General features: G+C 48.0%; 21 protein-coding genes. 10 read left to right on the top strand and 11 right to left on the bottom strand.

All coding sequences use genetic code 11. The annotated features are described in order from the left end of the window. The first annotated feature begins 37 nt into the window (after positions 1-37). Positions 38-1,861 carry an acyl-CoA dehydrogenase C-terminal domain-containing protein gene (locus PGW99_RS01570; protein WP_273778350.1) on the top strand — a complete coding sequence of 608 codons (1,824 nt, stop codon included), beginning with the start codon at positions 38-40 and terminating at the stop codon, positions 1,859-1,861. A gap of 50 nt (positions 1,862-1,911) precedes the next feature. On the opposite strand, the gene PGW99_RS01565 is transcribed toward PGW99_RS01570, so the two are convergent. Then, on the bottom strand, positions 1,912-2,847 hold the full coding sequence (locus PGW99_RS01565) for an acyltransferase family protein (protein ID WP_273778348.1): 936 nt from the start codon (positions 2,845-2,847) through the stop codon (positions 1,912-1,914). Positions 2,848-2,900: 53 nt separating this feature from the next. Further along, the gene (gene hemW, locus PGW99_RS01560; RefSeq protein WP_273778346.1) at positions 2,901-4,055 is read right to left on the bottom strand and encodes a radical SAM family heme chaperone HemW; all 1,155 of its coding nucleotides are present in this window, start codon (positions 4,053-4,055) and stop codon (positions 2,901-2,903) included. A 130-nt stretch (positions 4,056-4,185) separates the two neighbouring features. Between hemW and PGW99_RS01555 the strand changes: the two genes are divergently transcribed. The 4 genes from PGW99_RS01555 to PGW99_RS01540 all read left to right on the top strand — a co-directional run bounded on the left by PGW99_RS01555 (position 4,186) and on the right by PGW99_RS01540 (position 7,912). After that, on the top strand, positions 4,186-4,644 hold the full coding sequence (locus PGW99_RS01555; protein ID WP_273778344.1) for a DMT family transporter: 459 nt from the start codon (positions 4,186-4,188) through the stop codon (positions 4,642-4,644). A gap of 86 nt (positions 4,645-4,730) precedes the next feature. Beyond that, a complete protein-coding gene (locus PGW99_RS01550; RefSeq protein WP_273779391.1) occupies positions 4,731-6,041 on the top strand; it encodes an MATE family efflux transporter in 1,311 nt (436 codons plus the stop codon). A 202-nt stretch (positions 6,042-6,243) separates the two neighbouring features. Further along, positions 6,244-7,542 carry an ABC1 kinase family protein gene (locus tag PGW99_RS01545; protein WP_273778342.1) on the top strand — a complete coding sequence of 433 codons (1,299 nt, stop codon included), beginning with the start codon at positions 6,244-6,246 and terminating at the stop codon, positions 7,540-7,542. Positions 7,543-7,657: 115 nt separating this feature from the next. Continuing rightward, complete coding sequence (locus tag PGW99_RS01540) at positions 7,658-7,912, top strand: type B 50S ribosomal protein L31 (protein ID WP_273778340.1); 255 nt, start codon at positions 7,658-7,660, stop codon at positions 7,910-7,912. Between the two features lie 81 nt (positions 7,913-7,993). On the opposite strand, the gene crcB is transcribed toward PGW99_RS01540, so the two are convergent. Next, on the bottom strand, positions 7,994-8,377 hold the full coding sequence (gene crcB, locus PGW99_RS01535; RefSeq protein WP_273779389.1) for a fluoride efflux transporter CrcB: 384 nt from the start codon (positions 8,375-8,377) through the stop codon (positions 7,994-7,996). 172 nt (positions 8,378-8,549) lie between these two features. On the opposite strand from crcB, the gene PGW99_RS01530 reads away from it, so the two are divergent. Further along, positions 8,550-8,882, top strand: coding sequence for a HopJ type III effector protein (locus PGW99_RS01530; protein ID WP_273778338.1), 333 nt, complete (start codon positions 8,550-8,552; stop codon positions 8,880-8,882). 98 nt (positions 8,883-8,980) lie between these two features. Here PGW99_RS01530 and PGW99_RS01525 read toward each other — a convergent pair whose 3' ends face one another. After that, complete coding sequence (locus PGW99_RS01525) at positions 8,981-10,204, bottom strand: TIGR03862 family flavoprotein (protein WP_273778336.1); 1,224 nt, start codon at positions 10,202-10,204, stop codon at positions 8,981-8,983. Next, entirely contained in the window at positions 10,194-10,832 is a 639-nt protein-coding gene (locus tag PGW99_RS01520; RefSeq protein WP_273779388.1) for a DUF938 domain-containing protein, read from the bottom strand. The genes PGW99_RS01525 and PGW99_RS01520 overlap by 11 nt, the downstream gene beginning before the upstream one ends. Positions 10,833-10,911: 79 nt before the next feature. Here PGW99_RS01520 and PGW99_RS01515 point away from each other — a divergent pair, with 79 nt between their 5' ends. Then, the gene (locus tag PGW99_RS01515) at positions 10,912-11,094 is read left to right on the top strand and encodes a DNA gyrase inhibitor YacG (RefSeq protein ID WP_273778334.1); all 183 of its coding nucleotides are present in this window, start codon (positions 10,912-10,914) and stop codon (positions 11,092-11,094) included. 50 nt (positions 11,095-11,144) lie between these two features. On the opposite strand, the gene PGW99_RS01510 is transcribed toward PGW99_RS01515, so the two are convergent. From PGW99_RS01510 to PGW99_RS01490, 5 genes are all read right to left on the bottom strand, one after another. Next, positions 11,145-11,789, bottom strand: coding sequence for an MBL fold metallo-hydrolase (locus tag PGW99_RS01510; protein WP_273778332.1), 645 nt, complete (start codon positions 11,787-11,789; stop codon positions 11,145-11,147). Positions 11,790-11,809: 20 nt separating this feature from the next. Continuing rightward, on the bottom strand, positions 11,810-12,823 hold the full coding sequence (gene hemH, locus PGW99_RS01505; RefSeq protein WP_273778331.1) for a ferrochelatase: 1,014 nt from the start codon (positions 12,821-12,823) through the stop codon (positions 11,810-11,812). 70 nt (positions 12,824-12,893) lie between these two features. Beyond that, positions 12,894-13,922 carry a DUF4062 domain-containing protein gene (locus PGW99_RS01500; protein ID WP_273778329.1) on the bottom strand — a complete coding sequence of 343 codons (1,029 nt, stop codon included), beginning with the start codon at positions 13,920-13,922 and terminating at the stop codon, positions 12,894-12,896. A gap of 114 nt (positions 13,923-14,036) precedes the next feature. After that, positions 14,037-14,918: a glutamate racemase gene (gene murI, locus PGW99_RS01495; RefSeq protein ID WP_273779387.1), complete on the bottom strand. Its 882-nt coding sequence runs from the start codon at positions 14,916-14,918 to the stop codon at positions 14,037-14,039. A 47-nt stretch (positions 14,919-14,965) separates the two neighbouring features. Next, positions 14,966-15,577: a DUF1285 domain-containing protein gene (locus tag PGW99_RS01490; RefSeq protein WP_273778328.1), complete on the bottom strand. Its 612-nt coding sequence runs from the start codon at positions 15,575-15,577 to the stop codon at positions 14,966-14,968. Between the two features lie 185 nt (positions 15,578-15,762). On the opposite strand from PGW99_RS01490, the gene PGW99_RS01485 reads away from it, so the two are divergent. Further along, a complete protein-coding gene (locus tag PGW99_RS01485; RefSeq protein ID WP_273778327.1) occupies positions 15,763-17,472 on the top strand; it encodes an electron transfer flavoprotein-ubiquinone oxidoreductase in 1,710 nt (569 codons plus the stop codon). Positions 17,473-17,602: 130 nt separating this feature from the next. Here PGW99_RS01485 and tusA read toward each other — a convergent pair whose 3' ends face one another. Beyond that, positions 17,603-17,860: a sulfurtransferase TusA gene (gene tusA / locus PGW99_RS01480; RefSeq protein WP_273778326.1), complete on the bottom strand. Its 258-nt coding sequence runs from the start codon at positions 17,858-17,860 to the stop codon at positions 17,603-17,605. 185 nt (positions 17,861-18,045) lie between these two features. Here tusA and PGW99_RS01475 point away from each other — a divergent pair, with 185 nt between their 5' ends. Then, the gene (locus tag PGW99_RS01475; RefSeq protein WP_273778325.1) at positions 18,046-18,885 is read left to right on the top strand and encodes an HlyC/CorC family transporter; all 840 of its coding nucleotides are present in this window, start codon (positions 18,046-18,048) and stop codon (positions 18,883-18,885) included. Continuing rightward, positions 18,882-20,441 (top strand): apolipoprotein N-acyltransferase, encoded by a 1,560-nt coding sequence (gene lnt / locus PGW99_RS01470; RefSeq protein WP_273778324.1) that lies wholly within the window; start codon positions 18,882-18,884, stop codon positions 20,439-20,441. Before PGW99_RS01475 ends, lnt begins: the two co-directional genes overlap by 4 nt. Positions 20,442-20,461 lie beyond the last annotated feature (20 nt).

Below are 20,461 nucleotides of genomic sequence, written 5' to 3'. Positions count from 1 at the left end.
AACAATCAAAAACAATTTCTAAATTAGGATTAATCTCATGCCTGCTTATAAAGCTCCATTACGCGATATTCGTTTTTTAATGAATGAAGTATTTGACTACCGCAGCCACTATCAATCGTTATCGAATGGTGCAGCGGCTGATGCCGACACGGTAGATATGATCCTCGAAGGTGCCGCCGATTTTTGTGAAAATGTCCTTTCCCCACTCTATCAATCCGGCGATGATGAAGGCTGCCATTTCGATAATGGACAGGTCACCACGCCAAAAGGCTTTAAAGAAGCCTATGACCAGTTCGTACAAGGCGGCTGGCAAGGTTTGTCTTATCCAGAAGAGTTTGGGGGGCAGAATCTGCCAATGTCCTTGAATCTGATCAAGGCGGAAATGATGGGCACCGCCAACTGGGCCTTCCAGATGTATCCGGGACTGAGTGTCGGCTGTATGAGCACCATCATGCAGTACGGTACCGATGCACAGAAAAAAACCTATATGCCACATCTGGTGGCGGGAACTTGGTCGGGCACCATGTGTTTGACCGAACCGCAATGTGGTACTGACCTCGGTCAGGTCAAAACCAAAGCAGAACCGCAAGCAGATGGCACCTATCAGATTTCCGGTACCAAAATCTTCATCTCTGCCGGTGAGCATGATTTAACAGAAAATATCGTGCATATCGTATTGGCACGTTTACCCGATGCCCCACAAGGGACCAAAGGCATTTCGCTGTTTATTGTGCCGAAATTCCTGCCCAATGCCGAAGGTCAGGTGGGCGAACGCAACGCTGTCACTTGTGGCTCCATTGAGCACAAAATGGGGATTCGTGCCTCAGCAACCGCGGTGCTGAATTTCGACCAAGCAAAAGGCTTCCTGATTGGTGAACCGAATAAGGGTTTGCACGCCATGTTTACCTTCATGAATATCGCGCGGATTGGCACCGCAATCCAAGGGATCGCTCATGCTGAACTGGCGTTCCAAGGAGCATTGCCGTATGCCAAAGAACGTCTGTCGATGCGCGCACTGTCTGGTAAAAAAGAGCCAGACAAGGTTGCAGATCCAATCATTTACCATGCCGATGTACGCCGTATGCTGCTCACGCAAAAAGCCATTGCAGAAGGTGGCCGTTCCATGATTTATCATGCTGCACAGCTGGCCGATAAAATGAACGATGCCTTGCAACGGGGTGATATGGCGGCCTTCCAGGCGGCAGATGACCACTTAGGTTTCTATACGCCGATTCTTAAGGGTTTCCTCACCGAAATGGGCTACGAAGCTGCAAACCACGGCATGCAAGTCTATGGTGGTCATGGTTATATCAAGGAATGGGGCATGGAACAAATCGTGCGTGATGCCCGCATTGCCATGCTGTATGAAGGCACTACAGGTGTTCAGGCACTGGACTTGATCGGTCGTAAAGTCTTATTGAACTCGCGCGGCAAGGTCATCCGTGATTACACTTCAGAAATTCTCAAATTCTGTGGCCTACATGCGCGTAACAAATATATGCGCGGTTTTGCCTGGGATCTCACCAAACTCTGCGCACAATGGAACACTCTGACTGTGCGTATTCTGCTAGCTGCGCGTAAGGATCGTGACATTGTATCCAGCGCATCGGTTGATTTCTTGATGTTCTCCGGCTATGTGATGATGGGCTATTTCTGGGCTCAACAGGCAGCCGTAGCCTCTAATCATCTTGCAGCAGGTACCGGACAGGAAACGCCTGAATTTTATAAGGCCAAAATCAAGGTGGCACAATTCTACTTTGAACGTCTGTTACCACGGGCACAAGGCCATGCAGAAGCGATGGTTTATCCGTCACGTAGCATGACAGCATTACCAGCGGAACATTTCAGTTTCGATTATTAATTTGAGAACGCTGTAAAAAAGAGCGCCAAGGCGCTCTTTTTTATGCCCATTTATAACAGATACTTCAGTTTCTTATTCAGCGCGACCAGTACAAAACCAGCTAGGAGGGAACATAGCAACACCATAAAACTCAGTAGCGTTTGCTGTCCAATGAAATGGTTTTTAAGCAAATAAATAAACAAGGGATGTATAAAGAAAATCGCGGTAGAAAGGTTAGCCAGTTCTTTATTGTTTCCCATGATTTTCTGCTGCAACACATATAAAAACAGCAACGGCGCAGCTACAAATAACGAGAGCATCTGTTCTACCGCTTCCGTTTTACTGATCCAGTAATAATTCGCTATTGACTCCATCAGAACCACGGTGAATGCCAATACCACATGCCATAACTTGACCTTAAAGCGCGCAGTAATTTGCTCACGGTGCTTACGCAGTAAAAAACCTACAGTCAGAAAAGGAAAACTGACCAGCAGAAAATTACGATGCCAGGGCGCAAAATTAAAGCGCCGGTCCAGTACCGGATTCAGCACATGCAAATTGCCCAATTCCTGGATCGCCCAGCCGCCGAGAAACAGCAGCAAAGCACAAGCCAATAATAGGCCTGAATGGCATTTTCTCAGCACATAAAGCAGTGAACCGCCGAGTAGGACACCAACCAGATACCACAAGACAAAATAGCCATAGAGTAGATTCAGCCAATTATAAAAAGGGTAAGCGGTCCACCAGATGGGGGCATAGAACAGGGTCCAGAGTAGATATAAACCGGCAATCCTGAATAGCCATTTTTTATATTTTTCGACATCCTGAATGCCAAAAAAATAATAGCCACTAATGATCAAAAACACCGGTACGGCAAGTCGAAACAGGCCTTGTACCAGACTATGTCCCAATAACGGTGCAAAATCATAGAAAATCAGGGTGTGTAAAAACACAATGCTGATGGCCAGCCCCATTTTGAGATAATCGAGTGCTAAATTTCTTGGCATGGATGCGACAGCTTAAAATGAAAAAATAAAGCATGGTGGAGCCTTTCCACCACTTACAAAAATTCTTCCAGCACGGAATTTAAAAACACATGGCCCTGCTCGGTACAGGCCAAACGCTGAGGATCATCAACCAGCAATTTGCGCTGTCGCAAAGAAGTCAGAACTTGATCCAAATCGGCTAAATCTAATCCGGTTCGCTGCGCATACAGCTGAGCGTCTACACCATCATTCAAGCGCAGTGCATTCATCATAAACTCAAAAGGTAACTCTTCAGCCGTGACCGGTTTAAACTGCAAATGTTCCGCAGGGACTTTAGCCAGATAGTCTTTCGGCAGCCGGGTCTTCTGGAAACGATAGACCCCCTCCGGTAAGGTCACCTTGCCATGGGCGCCCGCCCCAATCGCTAGATAATCGCCAAACTGCCAATAATTCAGGTTATGCGCTGATGGACGTTCTTTACGCCACGCTGAGACCTCATAGTTCACAAAACCATGAGCCTTAAGATAGGCCTCCCCCTGCTCCTGAATATCTTCTAACACCTCATCCGAAGGCAGTAGCGGCTGGGTTCTGAAAAAGACCGTGTTCGGTTCAATTGTCAGCTGATACCAGGAAATATGCGTTGCCCCCGCTTCTACCGCGAGTTGCAGATCTGTCAGTGCCTGCTCAACGGTCTGTTCAGGTAAGCCATGCATCAAATCGACATTGATGCACTGGAAACCCGCTGCTTTCGCCTGCTGAATCGCAGACAAGGCATCCTGCTGGCCATGGATACGTCCCAAGCGTTGCAATTGCTCACTGTGAAAACTTTGCACCCCAATCGATAGCCGGTTAATCCCGGCCTGCAAATAATCAGCAAAAGGATCATGCTCTACGGTACCGGGATTGGCTTCCAATGTAATTTCACAGTCACTTTGGAACGGCAGTAAATGACGTAACTGAGCAAACAGCCACAGATAGCCTTGGGCAGAAATCAGCGAGGGTGTTCCCCCTCCTATAAAAATGCTGTGGATAGGACGGCCTTGCGCAAAATCCAATTGGGTTTTGAAATCTTCAACTAGGGCGTGCAGATATTCCTGTTCCAGATCCAGCGTCAGTTTACCATCCGGTACGGCATGAGAATTAAAGTCACAATAGGGACATTTGCGCACACACCACGGCATGTGAATATATAACGACAACGGAATCGTTTTCGGATCGAAGATAGCCAAACAATATACTCAGAACAGGTCTACAGGAATGCCCTGTATTTTAACATGACTACACGGATACACCGACGGCAAGCCATCAGTTTTATGCTAACCTCGAATCACTAAAGAAGAATTACAGCATCAACGGACCATGAAAATTTCGGCACAACTGTTAGGACTTCTGCCTTTCACCTTAGGCATCGGGATTGCGTTGACCATCCAGACCGCGATCAACACTCAGCTGCGCGAATATCTGACTTCTCCGCTTCAGGCCGCTTTTTTATCTTTTCTTATCGGCACGCTCGTGTTAGCCGTGATGGTCCTACTGCAGTCCGCAGAAAGACCTGGTCTGCAGCAGCTGGCACAAATCCCCTGGTTTCTCTGGTTAGGCGGCTTTCTAGGGGTTTATGCGATCAGCTTCAGCATTTATACTGCACCGAAAATGGGATTTTTAACCTTTTCTGGTGTGGTTATTTTTGGGCAATTGCTGATGTCGATGCTACTGGATCACTTCGGCTGGCTGGGCACTGAAAAGGCTCCGGTGAACTGGCAGCGTTTACTCGGAGGAATCGTGATCTTTGTGGGTGTCATACTCACCTTGCAACGATAAGTCAGCTGCTGTCCAGTTGATTACGAGTATTTTTTGTGTCGAAAGCCACCAGCACCCGCTTTGAGTTTATCCATCTGTTCCGTCTGATGTTACCGATTTTACTGACCCAGTTTGCTCAGGCAGGCTTAGGCTTAATCGATACCATTATGGCAGGACGCCTTTCTCCGACCGATCTGGCCGCGATTGCTGTGGGGGTCGGTTTATGGATTCCGGTCATGCTCCTGTTCAGTGGCATCATGATCGCCACCACTCCGTTGGTTGCAGAGGCTAACGGTGCCCGAGATCCACACAAGATCGCCACCATCACCCGGCAATCCCTCTGGGCCGCATTAGGACTCGGAATTATTGCCTTACTGATTTTACAGCTGATGCCATTGTTATTGCCGGTTCTGGGTGTACCGGACAATCTCTTGCCAAAAGCCAGCCTGTTCCTGCATGCCATCGGTTTTGGCATGCCTGCCGTGACATTATATGCAGCACTCAGAGGTTACTCTGAAGCATTGGGTTATCCGCGACCAGTAACCGCGATTGGCTTACTCGCCCTGCTGGTTCTGGTACCGCTGAACCTGATTTTTATGTATGGCTGGGGGCCGATTCCGGCTTTAGGCAGTGCGGGTTGTGGTTTTGCGACGGCCATTCTGCAATGGCTGATGCTGATCAGCCTGGCTGGCTATATTTACAAAGCCCAGGCCTATGAGAAAACCCAAGTCTTTGCTGCTTGGGAACGTCTGAATCCAATCTGGCTCAAACGCATTTTAAAACTGGGTTTGCCAATTGGACTGGCGATCTTTTTTGAAGTCAGCCTGTTCAGTATGGCGGCGATTATTCTCAGCCCACTCGGTGAAACCGTCATTGCTGCCCATCAAATTGCCATTTCGGTCACCTCGCAACTGTTTATGGTCCCCCTATCACTGGCAATTGCACTGACCATTCGTGTCGGCACCTATTATGGTGAACAGAATTGGGTAGCTATGCAAAAAGTCCAGCATCTAGGCCTATTCACTGCCACCCTGTTGGCCGTGGCCTGTATGTTGTTTATTGCCTTGGCACGGCCTCAGATTATTGCGATTTATACCAGTGATCCGGCTGTTTCTCAGGTTGCCATGTATTTGCTGCTGTTTGCTTTGGCCTATCAGTTAATGGATGCCTGGCAGGTCAGTGCTGCAGGCTGTTTACGTGGCATGCAGGACACCCAAGGGCCAATGTGGATCACCTTGATCGCCTACTGGGTGGTGGCTTTCCCGATCAGTATTTATCTGGCGCGTTTTAGTTCCCTGGGTGCTAGTGGTGTCTGGGTCGGACTGATTGTTGGACTCACGGTGGCTTGTATCCTGCTGCTGACCCGGCTCTATCAGAACAACCAGCACTTAAAACAAAAATTTTCCCATACAGGTTAAGGCAGCACGCTTTCGAGAAAAATACTGCAATCCTCTTCTGCTCAAGCAAAATTTTCTCTCGAATAACCTGTTTATATTGAATAAGATAATGGCTTAACAGTGTGCTCATCGGCCAGTAACAATAAAAACTAGGCAAAGGCTGAGCGAGCGCCTATGATCAACAACTGCATGCAATCTCTCGACTTCTCTGAGGTATCTTTGAATGGCTAAACATTCCAGTTCTCCCGGCCGGCGTTTTATGAAACTGGCCAGTATGACAGCCAGCATTGCCAGCAAAACCATGACGAACTCCATCCGTCATTTGACGGCCGATGAGGAAAAGAAACTCGAGGCAAAAAGTAAGCTGTTGCAGGATATCGGGATACAGATCGCTGAGACCTTGGGAGAAATGAAAGGTGCGGTAATGAAGGTCGGGCAGATCGCCTCACAATACAAAGATATTTTCCCGCCTGAGGTTGCTAAGGCTATCTCTAAACTGCAACGTCAGGCACCGGCCATGCCCTTCGCTGCCATTCAAGCCCAGGTGGAGAAAGAACTCGGCAAGCCATTGAATGTACTGTTTCAGTCCTTTGATCCTGAACCGTTTGCAGCGGCATCAATTGGTCAGGTACATAAAGCGACCTTGCTAAGCGGTGAACAGGTGGTGGTTAAGGTACAATATCCAGGCGTGGATCAGGCCTGTGAAAGTGACCTGAAACAGGTTCGTTTGGCTTTACGCCTGATGGGTGTATTAAAAGTCGATAAGAAATTACAGGACCGTCTGTTTGAAGAAATTCAGGACAGCCTGAATGCTGAACTGAACTATGAAATCGAAGCGCAGAATTTACAGGTCTTCCGTACCTTTCATGCCGCGCTGGATGACAAGATCATTATTCCACGCGTCTATCCCGAATATTCAACCCGCCGTGTACTGACCCTGAGTATGGAACGTGGTGACAGTATCGAAACGGCGAGCAGTTGGCCCCTCGAAGTCCGGAACGAACTGGGACGTCGTCTGCTCACCGCAATGGGGCAAGAAATCTTTTTCCTCAAGCGGTTTCATTGTGATCCACATCCTGGCAACTTTGCGTTCCGCCCGGATGGCAGCGTAATCATTTATGATTACGGTGGTGTCAAAACCTTGAGCGCAGAGATCGTTGAGCACTTTAAAACCTTGGTTCGCGCATCACGCCGTGGCAATATTGCTGAAATTGAACAGCAACTGGATGCCTTACATGCCTTGGCAGCCAAAGGGCAGTTCCCTGAAGAGTTGTATCAGGAATGGCTGGAGGTCCTGTTACGTCCATTGACTACACATTACGATTTTTCAGAAAACTCCGCCCATCATGATGGCATGTTACTGGTGAAACGTTCGCTCAAATACTGGGATGTCTTTAAACCTTCACCTGACACGCTTATGGTGAACCGAACCATTTCCGGCCATTACTGGAACCTGATTCACTTAAAAGTCCATGACAACGTGAATGACATTTTTGAGCAGCTGATTCCTTCCGACGCTTAACCGATTCATCCTCATCCCTCGCATTTTTCAGCAACTCCTTTGGGGGTTGCATGATTTTGTTTTCTTAATGTAATATTATAACATTACATCAAATCAAGACAATTCAGAGGAAATAATGCGCAAAGATATCCATCCCGCCTATCAGCAGGTGCTGTTTCACGATACCAATGCTGATGTGTACTTTTTGACACGCAGTACCTTACAGAGCAAACAAACCAAAGAATATCAAGGTCAAATCTATCCTTACGTGACTTTGGATATCTCCAGCGCTTCACATCCGTTCTATACCGGTGAAGTACGTCAGGCGAGCAATGAAGGACGTGTGGCAAGCTTTAACAAACGTTTTGCACGCTTTAAGCATAAGCGTTAGCAGAGTTGCAACCCCGGTGAATGTGTTGACTCCTTTCGAAGTCTAAGACGCCTCATTTCGCTTAGACTTCTTTTTTTTTGCTTAGAGGCTTTTGCTCGCCAACAGGTATTGTGCCAGATAAAAACCCAGTGCCAGAACCAGCACCCCTAAAAACAGCGTCGAAAGCACATACAGTAAGGTCAGCATGTGTTGGCCCTGACGTAACAATTGAAAGGTTTCCAGACCAAAACTGGAAAATGTGGTAAACCCCCCTAGAATCCCGACCATCAAAAAGAGACGGGTTTCCTGCTGTAATGCAGGATATTTCTGACACAGAGCCAGAAACAGTCCGGCACAAAAACAGCCCAGCAAGTTGACCCACCAGGTCGGCCAGGGAAACAGTCCATGCGGTTTCAGCAGCAAACTTGCAGCATAACGTAACGTTGCGCCTATTGCGCCCCCACATGCGACCAGCAGCCAGTTCATTACAGTTTCCAGTGTGCCCGAGATATCCACATTGTAATCGCAAGCTTGTGGATAAATCCAAAAATTCTCCCCAACACGCCCTGTAGAAGAAAAAATTCAGCAGTGATACAGGCAAAACCCGGATAAAACCGCTATGCTAGAGCGCTCTGTTTTTCAAGCAATTGAGGAAAATATGGCTCAAGATTTATTGGCACAACTGCAAGCGGGTGAAGCTAAATTTGCCGATGTCATCGCTTATATTGATGCACGTTATACCCATACCCCTACTGCATTTACCAATGGCAAGCAAGCCAATGCAGCGACTGAGAACCAGGGCAGTGCCAAAGTGTTTTCATTTGCCCAGCTGAATGGTTTGGATCAAGCTCAAACCCTCAGCCTCTTTGCTGAACACTATGCAGCGGTACTGGCAACGCCAGAAGCCACTGATCACCAGAATATCCGTCAGTTCATGCAAAATGGCTGGGCAGGTATTCAGTTTTCAGGTCAGGCACTCAGCGCAAAATAATCGAGTGCACAAGCAGAAATCATGCTGTACACCCAAAATAAAAGAGCCTTCTCATCGGCTCTTTTATTTTTTTATGCAGCGGCAGACCGAGCTGATCTTCAACATTCACTAGCAGATCCAGTTGACAGTACCTGGTGAACGCCTTCGCCTGCTGCACGTCCCGTGGCAAAGCAGGCTGTGAGTAAATAGCCCCCGGTAGGAGCATCCCAATCCAGCATTTCACCACAACAAAAAATGCCGGGATGTGATTTTAATTGTAATTCTGGTGTCAAAGCCGATTGTTTTACCCCACCGGCACAACTGATCGCTTCTTCAATCGGGCGGAAGGCCTCAATTTCGATCACCAAATCTTTGATATTTGCCGCCAGTCGTTCAGCATCATGCCACAGGGCTTTATCCACCAGTTCACGGACTAAACTGGCTTTCACAGTATCCAAACCAGCTTTGCGCCAGACATTACTTAAAGACTGTTTTTTACTGGGCACCAGTTTTTTTGCCAGTTCAGCCTGGCTCAATGCCGGTAACAGATCCAGATGCAAACACATCGGCTGTTGCTGTTGTTGCAACTGACGTAAGGCACGACCCTGTTTGTAAATCAGACCACTTTCCAGACCATACTGGGTAATCACAATATCACCCATGGTTTTCTGTTCAGACTGTACCCAGGCCTCGACCCGTTTGAGTGGCTGGCCAAAAACTGGCTGCATAAAACTGGACCAAGGTCTTTCCACTCCGGCATTGCTCGGCTGGAAAGGCTGTATCTGTTCAGACTTGAGCCATTGCTGCCAGGCGCCATTACTGCCGAGTTGCGGCCAAGAAACTGCTCCACAGGCCAGCACAATCGCATCAAAACGCTCGGTCTGAACCGGTTGATCAGCATGTTTCAGATCCTGAAAATGCAACTGCTGTCCTTCTAGGCCCAAACAGACATGACGGTAATGAAATTTAACCCCTTGCCCCGTAAGACGTTTTAACCAGGCACGTAACAGCGGAGCAGCTTTCATTTCAACCGGAAAAATCCGGCCCGATGAACCGACATACGATTCAACCCCGAGATCTGTCATCCATTGCCGAATCCAGGTCGCATCCCAACGGCGAATCCAAGGAGTGAGCCAATCCGGATGGTCATAACGCTGCAAGAACTGTGCAACGTCTTCAGCATGGGAAATATTCAGTCCGGTTTTACCGGCCATCAGGAATTTACGTGCTGCCGAAGGTTTTTGTTCATAGACATGAATGTCATAGTCATACTGGCTCAGGACTTCCGCAGCCATCAATCCAGCAGGTCCAGCCCCGACAATCGCGATGCGCTTATTCGGCATGAGACTGACCCAATAACGGCATAAAGTCATCAAAGCGAGTCTGGTAGGTTTCAGGTTTACTAATCACCAATTGCTGGCACAATTCCCCGCGTTCCAGATATTTGATTTCAAAATGGGTACGTGCTGAAGTTGCCGGGATCACTTCCTTGATATAAGGCAATTGCCAGACCTGCTGCAATTGCTGTTCAGCTTCCGCAATGTAATCAGGAATATTGCTGGCCAGGATAATCTGACCCTTCGGTTGCAAACGCGATAACAAAAATTCAAAAAAAGGCATATTCAGCCAGCGCTGCGCCGGATTATGCGGTTCCGGATTCGGATACAGAATAAAACACTGCTCAACCTGCTGGGGATAAAGCGCATGCACCACCCATGGCAGAGCATCAGCATGAACCGGTTGCAGATTTTTTTGGCCTTCCTGTTGATGCTGTTTCTGCATCGCCTCAAACTTTTCCCGGGTTCGTTCAATTGCCACTAAACGCTGCTGCGGATGCTGTGCAGTAAACTGTAGGGCATGTTTGCCTTTGCCTGCACCAATTTCCAGGCAAATCGGTTGCGACGAGATCGCTTGAAAATCACGCGGGGCTTGCATACGCTGAGCTTGAAATTGACGAATCGGCATAATCAGACCAAACTAAACAAAAACCGCATCAGTCTAGCATGAGCGCGATGAAATCGCTGCATCACCCTTGAATGAGGAAAATGAAATGCCCCGTACCTTTCCCTGCCCGCGCTGTGGTCAACCGAGCCAATGGGAAGACAATCCTTTCCGCCCTTTCTGTTCGGAGCGCTGCAAACTGATCGATTTGGGTGCCTGGGCCAATGAAGAATATAAACTGCCGACTCAGGATGCTCCGATGGCCTCAGGCGATCCTTCAGAAAATGAATAATAAAAAACCTCGGCTTGACCGAGGTTTTTGACATGAGATCTGACCGCAGATTAACCGGCTTTTCCCGCGACAAAAGGATTGAACTGTTTTTCATAGCCAATGGTACTGAGTGGACCATGACCAGAAATAAACTGGGTTTCATCGGGTAAACTGAAACACTCACGCTGGATGGATGCCATCAGTTGGTCAAAATTCCCGCGTGGAAAATCCGTACGGCCAATCGAGCCTTTAAACAGCACATCTCCGGTCCAGAGCAGGCCATGTGCCGCATTATAAAACATCACATGCCCAGGCGTATGACCCGGTGCATGACGCACTTCAAATTCATGCTCACCCAGTTTCAGGATTTCTCCGCCTTGCAGCCATTGATCCACCACGACCGGCTCCGGAATGGGGAAACCATAACGTGCTGAGGATTCCTGAATCTGATCCAGCCAGAACTGGTCGTCTTCATGTGGCCCGATGACCGGTACCTGCCAGACACGCGCCAGCTCACCCACTGCACCAGCATGATCAAGATGGCCGTGCGTGAGCCACAAGGCTTTGACCGTTAGACCCAAGCCAGCAACTTCCTGCTGTAGCTTTCCAGCTTCACCACCAGCATCAATCAGGATCGCTTCTTTGCTTTCACTGTCCCACAGGATGGAACAGTTTTGCGCAAAAGCAGTAACGGGTACAATCTTGACTTGTAGCATGATTTCCTCGGGCGCTGAGCTTAACGGATATAAGTTTGTTGCAGGCTATCTAGAGTCGCTTGCAGTAATGTCGTCAATAAATCGATATGTTGGGGCTGACTGTTCAATGCCGGAATATAAGCATAGCTGCCGCCACCCGCTTCCTGGAACAGTTCGGCATTCTGGATCGCCAATTCTTCCAGCGTTTCCAGACAGTCCGCTGAAAATGCCGGACTCAATACTTGTACCGATTGCACGCCTTCACGTCCCCATTGTTCCAACAAGGCATCGGTATACGGTTTGACCCACTCCTGCTTGCCAAAACGTGACTGGAAACTAATCGCCCATTCATGTTCCTGCAAGTTGAGTGCTTGAGCGACCAGTGCAGCAGTCACGCGGCACCGGTCCGCATAAGGATCACCCTTATCCGCATAAGGCTGTGGAATGCCATGGAACGACATCAGCAGCTTTTCCGGTTTACCGTGTTCAGCTTGATAGTCATGCACGCTTTGTGCCAATGCCTGAATAAATAAAGGATGCTGATAATAATCACGGATAAAGGTCAGCCCCGGTAAATTACGCTGCTTTAAAATCCATTTGGCAAACGCATCATATAACGGTGCTGTCGAGGTAGCTGAATACTGCGGAAATAAAGGCAACAGCACAATGTGATCCGGTGGATTCTGGCTGAGCTGCTGCAATAAAGGCCCAATCCCCGGATTGCCATACGTCATGGCGGGCACAATCGTGAGATCAAGCTCAGAATACTGCTGCAGTAAACGTGTTTTGACCTGTTCGACCTGATCAAACAGAATTTCACGCATAGGAGAATCAACTGACCACACCTGTGCATAAGCATGCGCCACACGTTTCGGACGAAATGGCAGGATGAATAGATTTAAAATGATTTGCCAAATCGGTTTGGGAATTTCAATCACCCGCTGATCAGACAAAAACTGTTTTAAGAATCGGCGTACCGCAGGGACGGTAGCTGCATCAGGCGTACCTAAGTTGGCCAGAATCACGGTCACTTTCGGTTTAGGTGCTGAAAACATAAAGGTTCCTATTCAGTCAGCGGCAATGAATCGGCTTACTTTAACAGTTTATCCTGATGCTTGAGATTGATTAATATGTCGACCTGAATTGAAAAATTCGATCGTTATCTAGCAAATTACTATCCAGCAGCTTTTGGCCTTTCGCCGTTAGCTGCCACAACATGCGCTGTCGGTCATCACGAGCCGTTGGTACAATCCAGTCATTCTGGCGCATCTGCATTTTGATGTTATGTAACGCTCGAATATTGATCTGACAACGCGCAACCGCATGCGCACGCGGCATTTCCAGGCGGGCATCATCAATACCGGTTTGATTCAGATATTCATTCATACGCTTGGAAAAATATTCTTCCGGCGTGGGCTGTTTAAAGGTTGGGCCTAAAACGGACAACAGCTGCGCCCAGGTCAGTTTGCGCTGTGCTTTTAGCTCGCTAAAATTACCATCCTGATAAGCGTGCATGCGGTATTCAAACGCAAACATTTCATGCATTGAGGCTTTTGGCAGGTTCAGGAACGGGTCGGCATCACGCGCACCCATTTCAGTTTCCAAGTGCTGTAGTTGCTCTTTTAAACGGTCAATTTCATCCTGCAACACCTGAATATTTTGTGGGCGTACCCAACCCACCACCGGATAACGTTCCAGCATTTGTGGCATGTTATAGCGTACTGCCAACTCCAGATCACGCAAGGTTCGGTAGGTAAAGACCTGATCAACTTCCTGCTGTAGCAGTTTGCGAAACTCTTTGAATTTGGCCTGTAATTCCGGCTTTTCATCATGCAATGCGGGATCACGCGAATCGGGATCCTCGTGCATAAAGACAATAATCGGCTTCTGTTTGGTCACTGCATAAATATATTCAAGATGCATATAACCTACGCCAGAAACCGACTGCTCACCATACTGGCTGCCGAGCAGAATCACCACATAATCACAATCATCAATCTGGCGACGGGCAAATGCCGTGCTTAACGGGGTGCGCTGCTCCAATCCCCATGAAAAAAAACCCATGCCCACCAAAGTTTGAGCCAACATCATACGCTCCGGTTGCATGTCACTGCCCGAAGTCGAGATAAAAACCTGATAGCGCTTATCCAGCATGGGTATTCCTCATTACTTTTTCATATCGCAGCCTCAATCCCTAGCCGTGACCGATATGAACACCCCCAATTTAAAATTTCAAAAAATATAATTATTTAAGCTGACTATCTTATATCACAAGATGTGAGAAACACGAATATTTTCAATGCTCCAAGTTAAATCTTCCGGCAGAAGATGCTGCAAAATACTTCGCAATTCCTCGGCATTTTGCCCACTAACAAAACATTTAATTCGAATGTGATTATCCAGTTGCTGTTCAGATAATAAACCATGTTTGATCAGAATACGCGCTGTTTGTCGTGCAACTGCCTGACCTGAATCAATAAGGCTCAGCTGTTCAGCAAAAATCGACTGAATCGCCTCTTTAAGAAAAGGATAATGGGTACAGCCGAGCACCAGAAAATCAGCCCCCTGGTCTACCACCGGTTGCAAAATTTCCTTCAGTGTATTTAAACAGAGCGGACTCATTTGCAGGCCTTTTTCCACGAAAGGCACCAGATCAAGACAGGTGACAGGCAACACCTTGACCCCTGCAGGTAAGGCAAATTTCTCGATGACATCTTTGATCAATTTACCGCGAAATGTGGCGGGTGTCGCCAACACAGCCACCACCTTAGTTTTACTTTGTAATACCGCTGGTTTTAGCGCGGGAACCAGCCCAATAATCGGGAAACTTTCCCCATAATATTCGCGCAAATAATCCAGACTAAAGGCCGAAGCCGTATTACAGGCCACGACTGCCACTTTACACCCTTGTCGGTACAACCATTCCACGGCTTGGGCTGTCAACTGGCGAATGTCCTCATCCTGACGTGGACCATAAGGCACATGTGCAGTATCGGCATAATAGACAATCCGCTCATTAGGTAAATGCCGGGCGATTTCCAGTGTAACCGAGAGTCCGCCAATGCCAGAATCAAAAATACCGATCGGCGCGTCGGGTGTCGCTTGAGGCATTGGATCTTGCAACAGAAAAACAGGCTGGATGGCACTCATGGCATTACTTTCAGGTTTTGCACGTTTCAAAGTGTAAAGCTTAAACCTCAAGTGCCTAATTGCAAGTGCAAATCACCACTTTGTAGCTGCAAAATGGTCTGCCCATCGGCGTCTTCAATCAGCTCGCCGTAACTCACCAGATGATAAAAGGCTTGGCGCTGGATCAAGGCATTCATGCCAAAGCGGACATGGATATACGGACGTCGTTCGCCTTGATAATCACGCATAAAAATCGGATGCTCGACATCTACAATCACTACATCCTGCTGTGCCGTACGGCATTGCAAATAGGTTTTCCCTTCAATTTCAACCTGATCAATTTGATTGACCAGAAACGGTTCATCCTCGACTTCAATCTCAATCTGCTCAACCGGGGTTTTTAGATAGAACTTGTCTTCTTCTTTCCACAGCACACTGGAAAACAGTTCAACCATGGCCTGACGCTGGATGCACTGCCCTTCGTGCCACCATTCCCCATTCGCCTTGATGTGCAGATTCATCTTGCCACAATGGGCAGGATGCCATTGGTCAAGAGGTGGTATCGTGTGTTTGTGACTTTGCTGTACATTTTTTATGTATTGTGCGATGTCCAGTAAATTTTTATCATCGCCCAGCGGCTCTTTTTTCACCGCATCGTTTGAATTAGCTTGCTTTACCATGGTTTATGCCTTGCTGACGGGAAATTAATACGACTCAGCCGATTGGCTAGATCAAGGTTTGAAACTATACTAGCCCAAATTTTTCAAGACACGAGAGCGATTTTGTGTCTGGCAATTCAGAACACTCATGGCAGCACCGTTTTTCTCATTTCGGTTGCCACCCTTAGCAATATGAGGAGTCCTACATGGAACACATCGAACGTGAATCGATGGAGTTTGATGTCGTCATCGTTGGTGCCGGACCTGCTGGTCTTGCCGCCGCGATTCGCATCCGTCAATTAGCAATCGAAAACAACCTGACAGACCTCTCCGTCTGTGTGGTTGAAAAAGGCTCTGAAGTGGGTGCGCATATCCTCTCGGGTGCTGTGCTTGAACCCCGTGCACTGAATGAACTGTTCCCCGACTGGAAAGAACAGGGTGCACCCTTGAATGTGCCAGTGACTGAAGATAAAACCTATTTCCTCATGTCGGACAGTACGCACAAGGAAGCACCACACTGGATGGTGCCAAAAACCATGCACAATGACGGCAACTATGTGGTGTCGTTGGGCAATGTAGTGCGCTGGTTAGGCCAGAAAGCCGAAGAACTGGAAGTGTCGATCTTCCCGGGCTTTGCTGCTGCGGAAGTGCTCTATCATGAAGATGGTACGGTCAAAGGCATCCAAACCGGTGACATGGGTATTGGTAAAGATGGTCAACCGACGCATAACTTTGCGCCAGGTTATGAATTGCATGCCAAATACACGCTGTTTGCTGAAGGCTGCCGTGGTCATCTCGGTAAGCGTTTAATCCAGAAATTCAATCTGGATCAAGAAGCGGATCCGCAGCATTACGGCATCGGCATTAAAGAGCTGTGGGAAATCGATCCGGCCAAGCATAAACCGGGTCTGGTGATGCATGGTGCAGGCTGGCCTTTGGCGGAAACTGCATCATCTGGCGGCTGGTGGTTATATCACGCTGAAAACAACCAGGTGACGCTGGGCATGATCGTGGATTTGTCGTATCAGAATCCGCACATGTTCCCGTTCATGGAAATGCAACGCTGGAAAACCCATCCATTGATCAAACAATATCTGGAAGGCGGTAAGCGTATTTCTTATGGTGCACGTGCGGTCGTCAAAGGTGGTTTTAACTCTTTACCTAAACTGACTTTCCCAGGCGGCTGTCTGATTGGTGATGACGCGGGCTTCCTGAACTTTGCCAAGATTAAGGGTTCTCATACCGCAATGAAATCCGGCATGTTATGTGCTGAAGCGGTGTTTGAAGCGATTGCAGCGGGTGTGGAAAAAGGCGGTGATCTCGGTTATGCGCGTTTGACTGAAGGGGAAGATTTCTTTGCCAAAGAACTCACCGCTTATACCGAAAAGTTTAACAACAGCTGGCTGAAAGAAGAGCTGTACAACGCACGTAACTTTGGCCCGGCGATGCACAAGTTCGGTCAATGGGGCGGCGGTGCGTTTAACTTTATTGACCAGAACCTGTTTAAAGTACCATTTACCCTGCATGACCTGGTACCGGATTTTAGTGCATTGAAAACCGTAGATGCGGTGAGCTTTAAACCAGACTATCCAAAAGCGGATGGCAAGATCACTTTCGACCGTCTGTCTTCGGTGTTTATCTCAAACACGGTGCATGAAGAAAACCAGCCATCGCATCTCAAACTGACCGATGCCTCAATTCCGGTGAATGTGAACCTGCCAAAATGGGATGAACCGGCACAGCGTTACTGCCCTGCAGGCGTGTATGAGATTGTACAGGAAGAAAATGGTCCACGTTTCCAGATCAACTCGGCGAACTGCGTGCACTGCAAGACCTGTGACATCAAAGATCCTTCACAGAACATCACCTGGGTAACGCCGGAAGGTGGTGGTGGTCCAAACTATCCGAATATGTAATCTTCCGGTCATCTTGCGAATGAGGAAGATATTCCACAAGTTCTCATATCCAAATAGATCAGATCAAAAAAATCCCCTTTTCTAAGGGGATTTTTTTGATTCTGGAACCAGAAAGTCTAAGCCTAGAAAATTATCCTTTCTGGATTAGATAACGGTATTCCTTATGATTGTTTGCATCCAGACTTTCTTCCTGTAACAGCAGCTCATGGCCCAAATGCATACAAAATTTGGGAATATCCCAAGAGGTTGAAGGATCCGTGGCAAACACTTCCACCACATCCCCCGATTTTGATTTGCGGATGGCCTGATGCAGCATCATGACTGGCTCAGGGCAACGCAAGCCACGTGTATTTAACTGAATAGTGGGCGTAATGGGTTGTTCAGACATCAGTAGACTCAAAACAAAAAATCGTCATTATTTTAACATATTCCTTTTTGGCTCGCCTGTTTACGCCCCGTTGTTTTGCTGATCGCTCTCCTTACTATTTTTCATACGGTTTTCTAGATGCACGGCACGGCGTTCTTCGGTATGATTAAATTCATTTTTAATATCAAGAGTCTTTAGGAAAGATCATGAACGAGGAATCAGGCCCGTCGTGGGGGATGCGTGGTTTACGCAAGTGGCTCAGTACCGCACCGGAAACTCGCGACGAACTGTTAAAATTAGTACAAGATTCACGTCGTTTTTTAGAACCTGATACAGTCGCCATGCTAGAAGGCGTGCTGGATTTACCTGCAACCAAAATCCGCGAAGTCATGACTCCGCGTACAGCGATGATCAGCTTGCAAGAAGATGATGAACTGCTGGATATTCTGCATGTCCTGATTGAGTCAGCACACTCACGTTTCCCGGTATTTTCATCGGATCAACCCGATAATGTCGTTGGTATTTTGCTGGCCAAAGATCTGCTTCCTTTCCTCACCGAACGCAATCACAAGGTCGATATTCGAGCCTTGATGCGCCAGCCTTTGTTTGTCCCAGAAAGCGCCCGCTCTGACCAGGTCATGCGTATGCTGAAAAACACCCAAACGCATATTGCCATTGTAATCGATGAATACGGTTCTACGGCTGGCCTCGTTACCTTAGAAGATATTCTGGAAGAGATTGTCGGTGAAATCGAAGATGAACACGACAAGGTCGATGAAGAAGCGCAATACATCATTCCCGATCCAAGCCATAGCACAGCCAATGCCTGGATGGTACAAGCACTTACACCAATTGAACATTTCAACACTGTATTAGATGCTGAATTTTCTGACGATGAAGTAGAAACTGTCGGCGGTTTACTGCTTCAGGAAATGGGTCTAGTGAGTGATTTGCAAGGCCAGGTGATAGAGCTTGGCGATTGGCAATTTACCATTGTCGAAGCAGATGCCCGCACTATTCATCTGATTCGAGCTGTACGTAAATGAGAGCCTATTTTGACAAGCTGCTAAGTCCCTCTTCCACAGAGAAACAGCTGCCACTAATTTTTCCTTTGTTGATTTCGCTCTGTGCGGGTGCCCTGTTCAGCTTTGCGCTGGCACCCTACCATTATTGGTGGATCGCACTGCTCTCTCCGGCACTGCTGTATGCAACACTGAGCAAACGCTCTGCCCGCCAAGCATTCTTTATCGGCTGGTTTTACGGTATCGGCTTGTGGTTTGTCGGAGCATTCTGGCTTTACACCTCCATTCATGTCTATGGTGACACCAATGCAGCCGTCAGTGTCCTGCTGATTGGGATTATGGCCCTGGTCATGGGCTTGTTTACTGCTGTACAAAGCTGGTTGTACCGTCGTTTTTTCCCGGAAACCCCACTGACTTTTGCACCGCTGTGGATTCTCTCTGAATGGTCAAAAACCTGGCTGTTTACCGGATTCCCTTGGCTGTTTGCGGGCTATGCCTTTACCGAGCGTTTTCTCGATGCCTATGCTCCCATTTTTGGGGTGTTTGGCGTGTCTTTCGTGGTGGTCATTCTGGCCTGTGCCGTGGTGGAAATCTGCAAGGGACGTTTCTTCTGGCTCATTCCTTCCGCATTGCTGTTACTCGGTGCATGGGGCGCAGCGCAACTGAGTTTTGTCGAACAGAAACCTGGAAAACCACTCAGCGTTTCGCTTATCCAGGGCAACATCCCACAAGATTTAAAATGGCTGACCGAATATCAGAACAAAACCCTGATGATTTACGTCAATCTCAGTCAGAGCGAATGGGGGCGTGATCTTATCGTCTGGCCGGAATCCTCGATTCCACTCTTTCAAACCGATATTCAACCCTTCTTGCAGGCTATGGCGACTCAAGCTCGGCAAACAGGAACAGCTTGGGTAACCGGTATTCCCTACTGGGATCAGCCAGAATCACAGCAGACCGGTCATGCCATGTACTACAACTCGATTATGGCCAGCGGTCACGAAGCATCGGGACTGTATAAGAAACAGCGCTTGGTGCCGTTTGGCGAATATATTCCCCTTTCCGGCATGCTCAGCTGGGTTTTACCCGGCCTACAAAACGATGTCAGTCTGAGTGGTTTTTCACGGGGTGCTAGAGAGCAAAAGCCACTGCTCGTCCATCGACATCCTCTGGGTTCTGCGATTTGTTACGAAGTGGCATACCCGAATCTGACCCGTCGTAATGCCAGCGACAGCGATTTTCTGGTGACAGTATCCAATGATGCCTGGTTCACGGGTACAGCTGGCCCATGGCAGCATTTACAGATGGTGCAGATGCGTGCCAAAGAAAATGGTCGCTGGTTTATCCGTGCCACCAATACCGGCGTGACGGCTTTTATTGACCATGAAGGACATATTGTCAAACAGGCACCACAGGATCAAGCTACCGTGTTACGCGGAGATTTACCGGCCATGCAAGGACTTACCCCTTACACCCGTTTCAGTGACTGGCCGATCTTAGCTTTCGCCCTGTTCCTGCTGATTTTAGGCTGGATCTACCGCCCACGCGTGGTTGATGTATCGTTTAAATCACGGCGCTAAAATACTGCAAACAGAAAACA

Origin of the sequence: Acinetobacter sp. GSS19, from assembly GCF_028621895.1 — a bacterium.
Lineage (GTDB): Bacteria > Pseudomonadota > Gammaproteobacteria > Pseudomonadales > Moraxellaceae > Acinetobacter.
This window is presented reverse-complemented; position numbering and strand designations above follow the sequence as displayed.

Bases quoted from the DNA above. Each gene is read 5' to 3' on its own strand.
- PGW99_RS01570 (WP_273778350.1), top strand. From the start codon at position 38: ATGCCTGCTTATAAAGCTCCATTACGCGATATTCGTTTTTTAATGAAT.
- PGW99_RS01565 (WP_273778348.1), bottom strand. From the start codon at position 2,847: ATGCCAAGAAATTTAGCACTCGATTATCTCAAAATGGGGCTGGCCATC.
- PGW99_RS01555 (WP_273778344.1), top strand. From the start codon at position 4,186: ATGAAAATTTCGGCACAACTGTTAGGACTTCTGCCTTTCACCTTAGGC.
- PGW99_RS01550 (WP_273779391.1), top strand. From the start codon at position 4,731: ATGTTACCGATTTTACTGACCCAGTTTGCTCAGGCAGGCTTAGGCTTA.
- PGW99_RS01545 (WP_273778342.1), top strand. From the start codon at position 6,244: ATGGCTAAACATTCCAGTTCTCCCGGCCGGCGTTTTATGAAACTGGCC.
- PGW99_RS01540 (WP_273778340.1), top strand. From the start codon at position 7,658: ATGCGCAAAGATATCCATCCCGCCTATCAGCAGGTGCTGTTTCACGAT.
- crcB (WP_273779389.1), bottom strand. From the start codon at position 8,377: ATGAACTGGCTGCTGGTCGCATGTGGGGGCGCAATAGGCGCAACGTTA.
- PGW99_RS01530 (WP_273778338.1), top strand. From the start codon at position 8,550: ATGGCTCAAGATTTATTGGCACAACTGCAAGCGGGTGAAGCTAAATTT.
- PGW99_RS01525 (WP_273778336.1), bottom strand. From the start codon at position 10,204: ATGCCGAATAAGCGCATCGCGATTGTCGGGGCTGGACCTGCTGGATTG.
- PGW99_RS01515 (WP_273778334.1), top strand. From the start codon at position 10,912: ATGCCCCGTACCTTTCCCTGCCCGCGCTGTGGTCAACCGAGCCAATGG.
- PGW99_RS01510 (WP_273778332.1), bottom strand. From the start codon at position 11,789: ATGCTACAAGTCAAGATTGTACCCGTTACTGCTTTTGCGCAAAACTGT.
- hemH (WP_273778331.1), bottom strand. From the start codon at position 12,823: ATGTTTTCAGCACCTAAACCGAAAGTGACCGTGATTCTGGCCAACTTA.
- PGW99_RS01500 (WP_273778329.1), bottom strand. From the start codon at position 13,922: ATGCTGGATAAGCGCTATCAGGTTTTTATCTCGACTTCGGGCAGTGAC.
- murI (WP_273779387.1), bottom strand. From the start codon at position 14,918: ATGAGTGCCATCCAGCCTGTTTTTCTGTTGCAAGATCCAATGCCTCAA.
- PGW99_RS01490 (WP_273778328.1), bottom strand. From the start codon at position 15,577: ATGGTAAAGCAAGCTAATTCAAACGATGCGGTGAAAAAAGAGCCGCTG.
- PGW99_RS01485 (WP_273778327.1), top strand. From the start codon at position 15,763: ATGGAACACATCGAACGTGAATCGATGGAGTTTGATGTCGTCATCGTT.
- tusA (WP_273778326.1), bottom strand. From the start codon at position 17,860: ATGTCTGAACAACCCATTACGCCCACTATTCAGTTAAATACACGTGGC.
- PGW99_RS01475 (WP_273778325.1), top strand. From the start codon at position 18,046: ATGAACGAGGAATCAGGCCCGTCGTGGGGGATGCGTGGTTTACGCAAG.
- lnt (WP_273778324.1), top strand. From the start codon at position 18,882: ATGAGAGCCTATTTTGACAAGCTGCTAAGTCCCTCTTCCACAGAGAAA.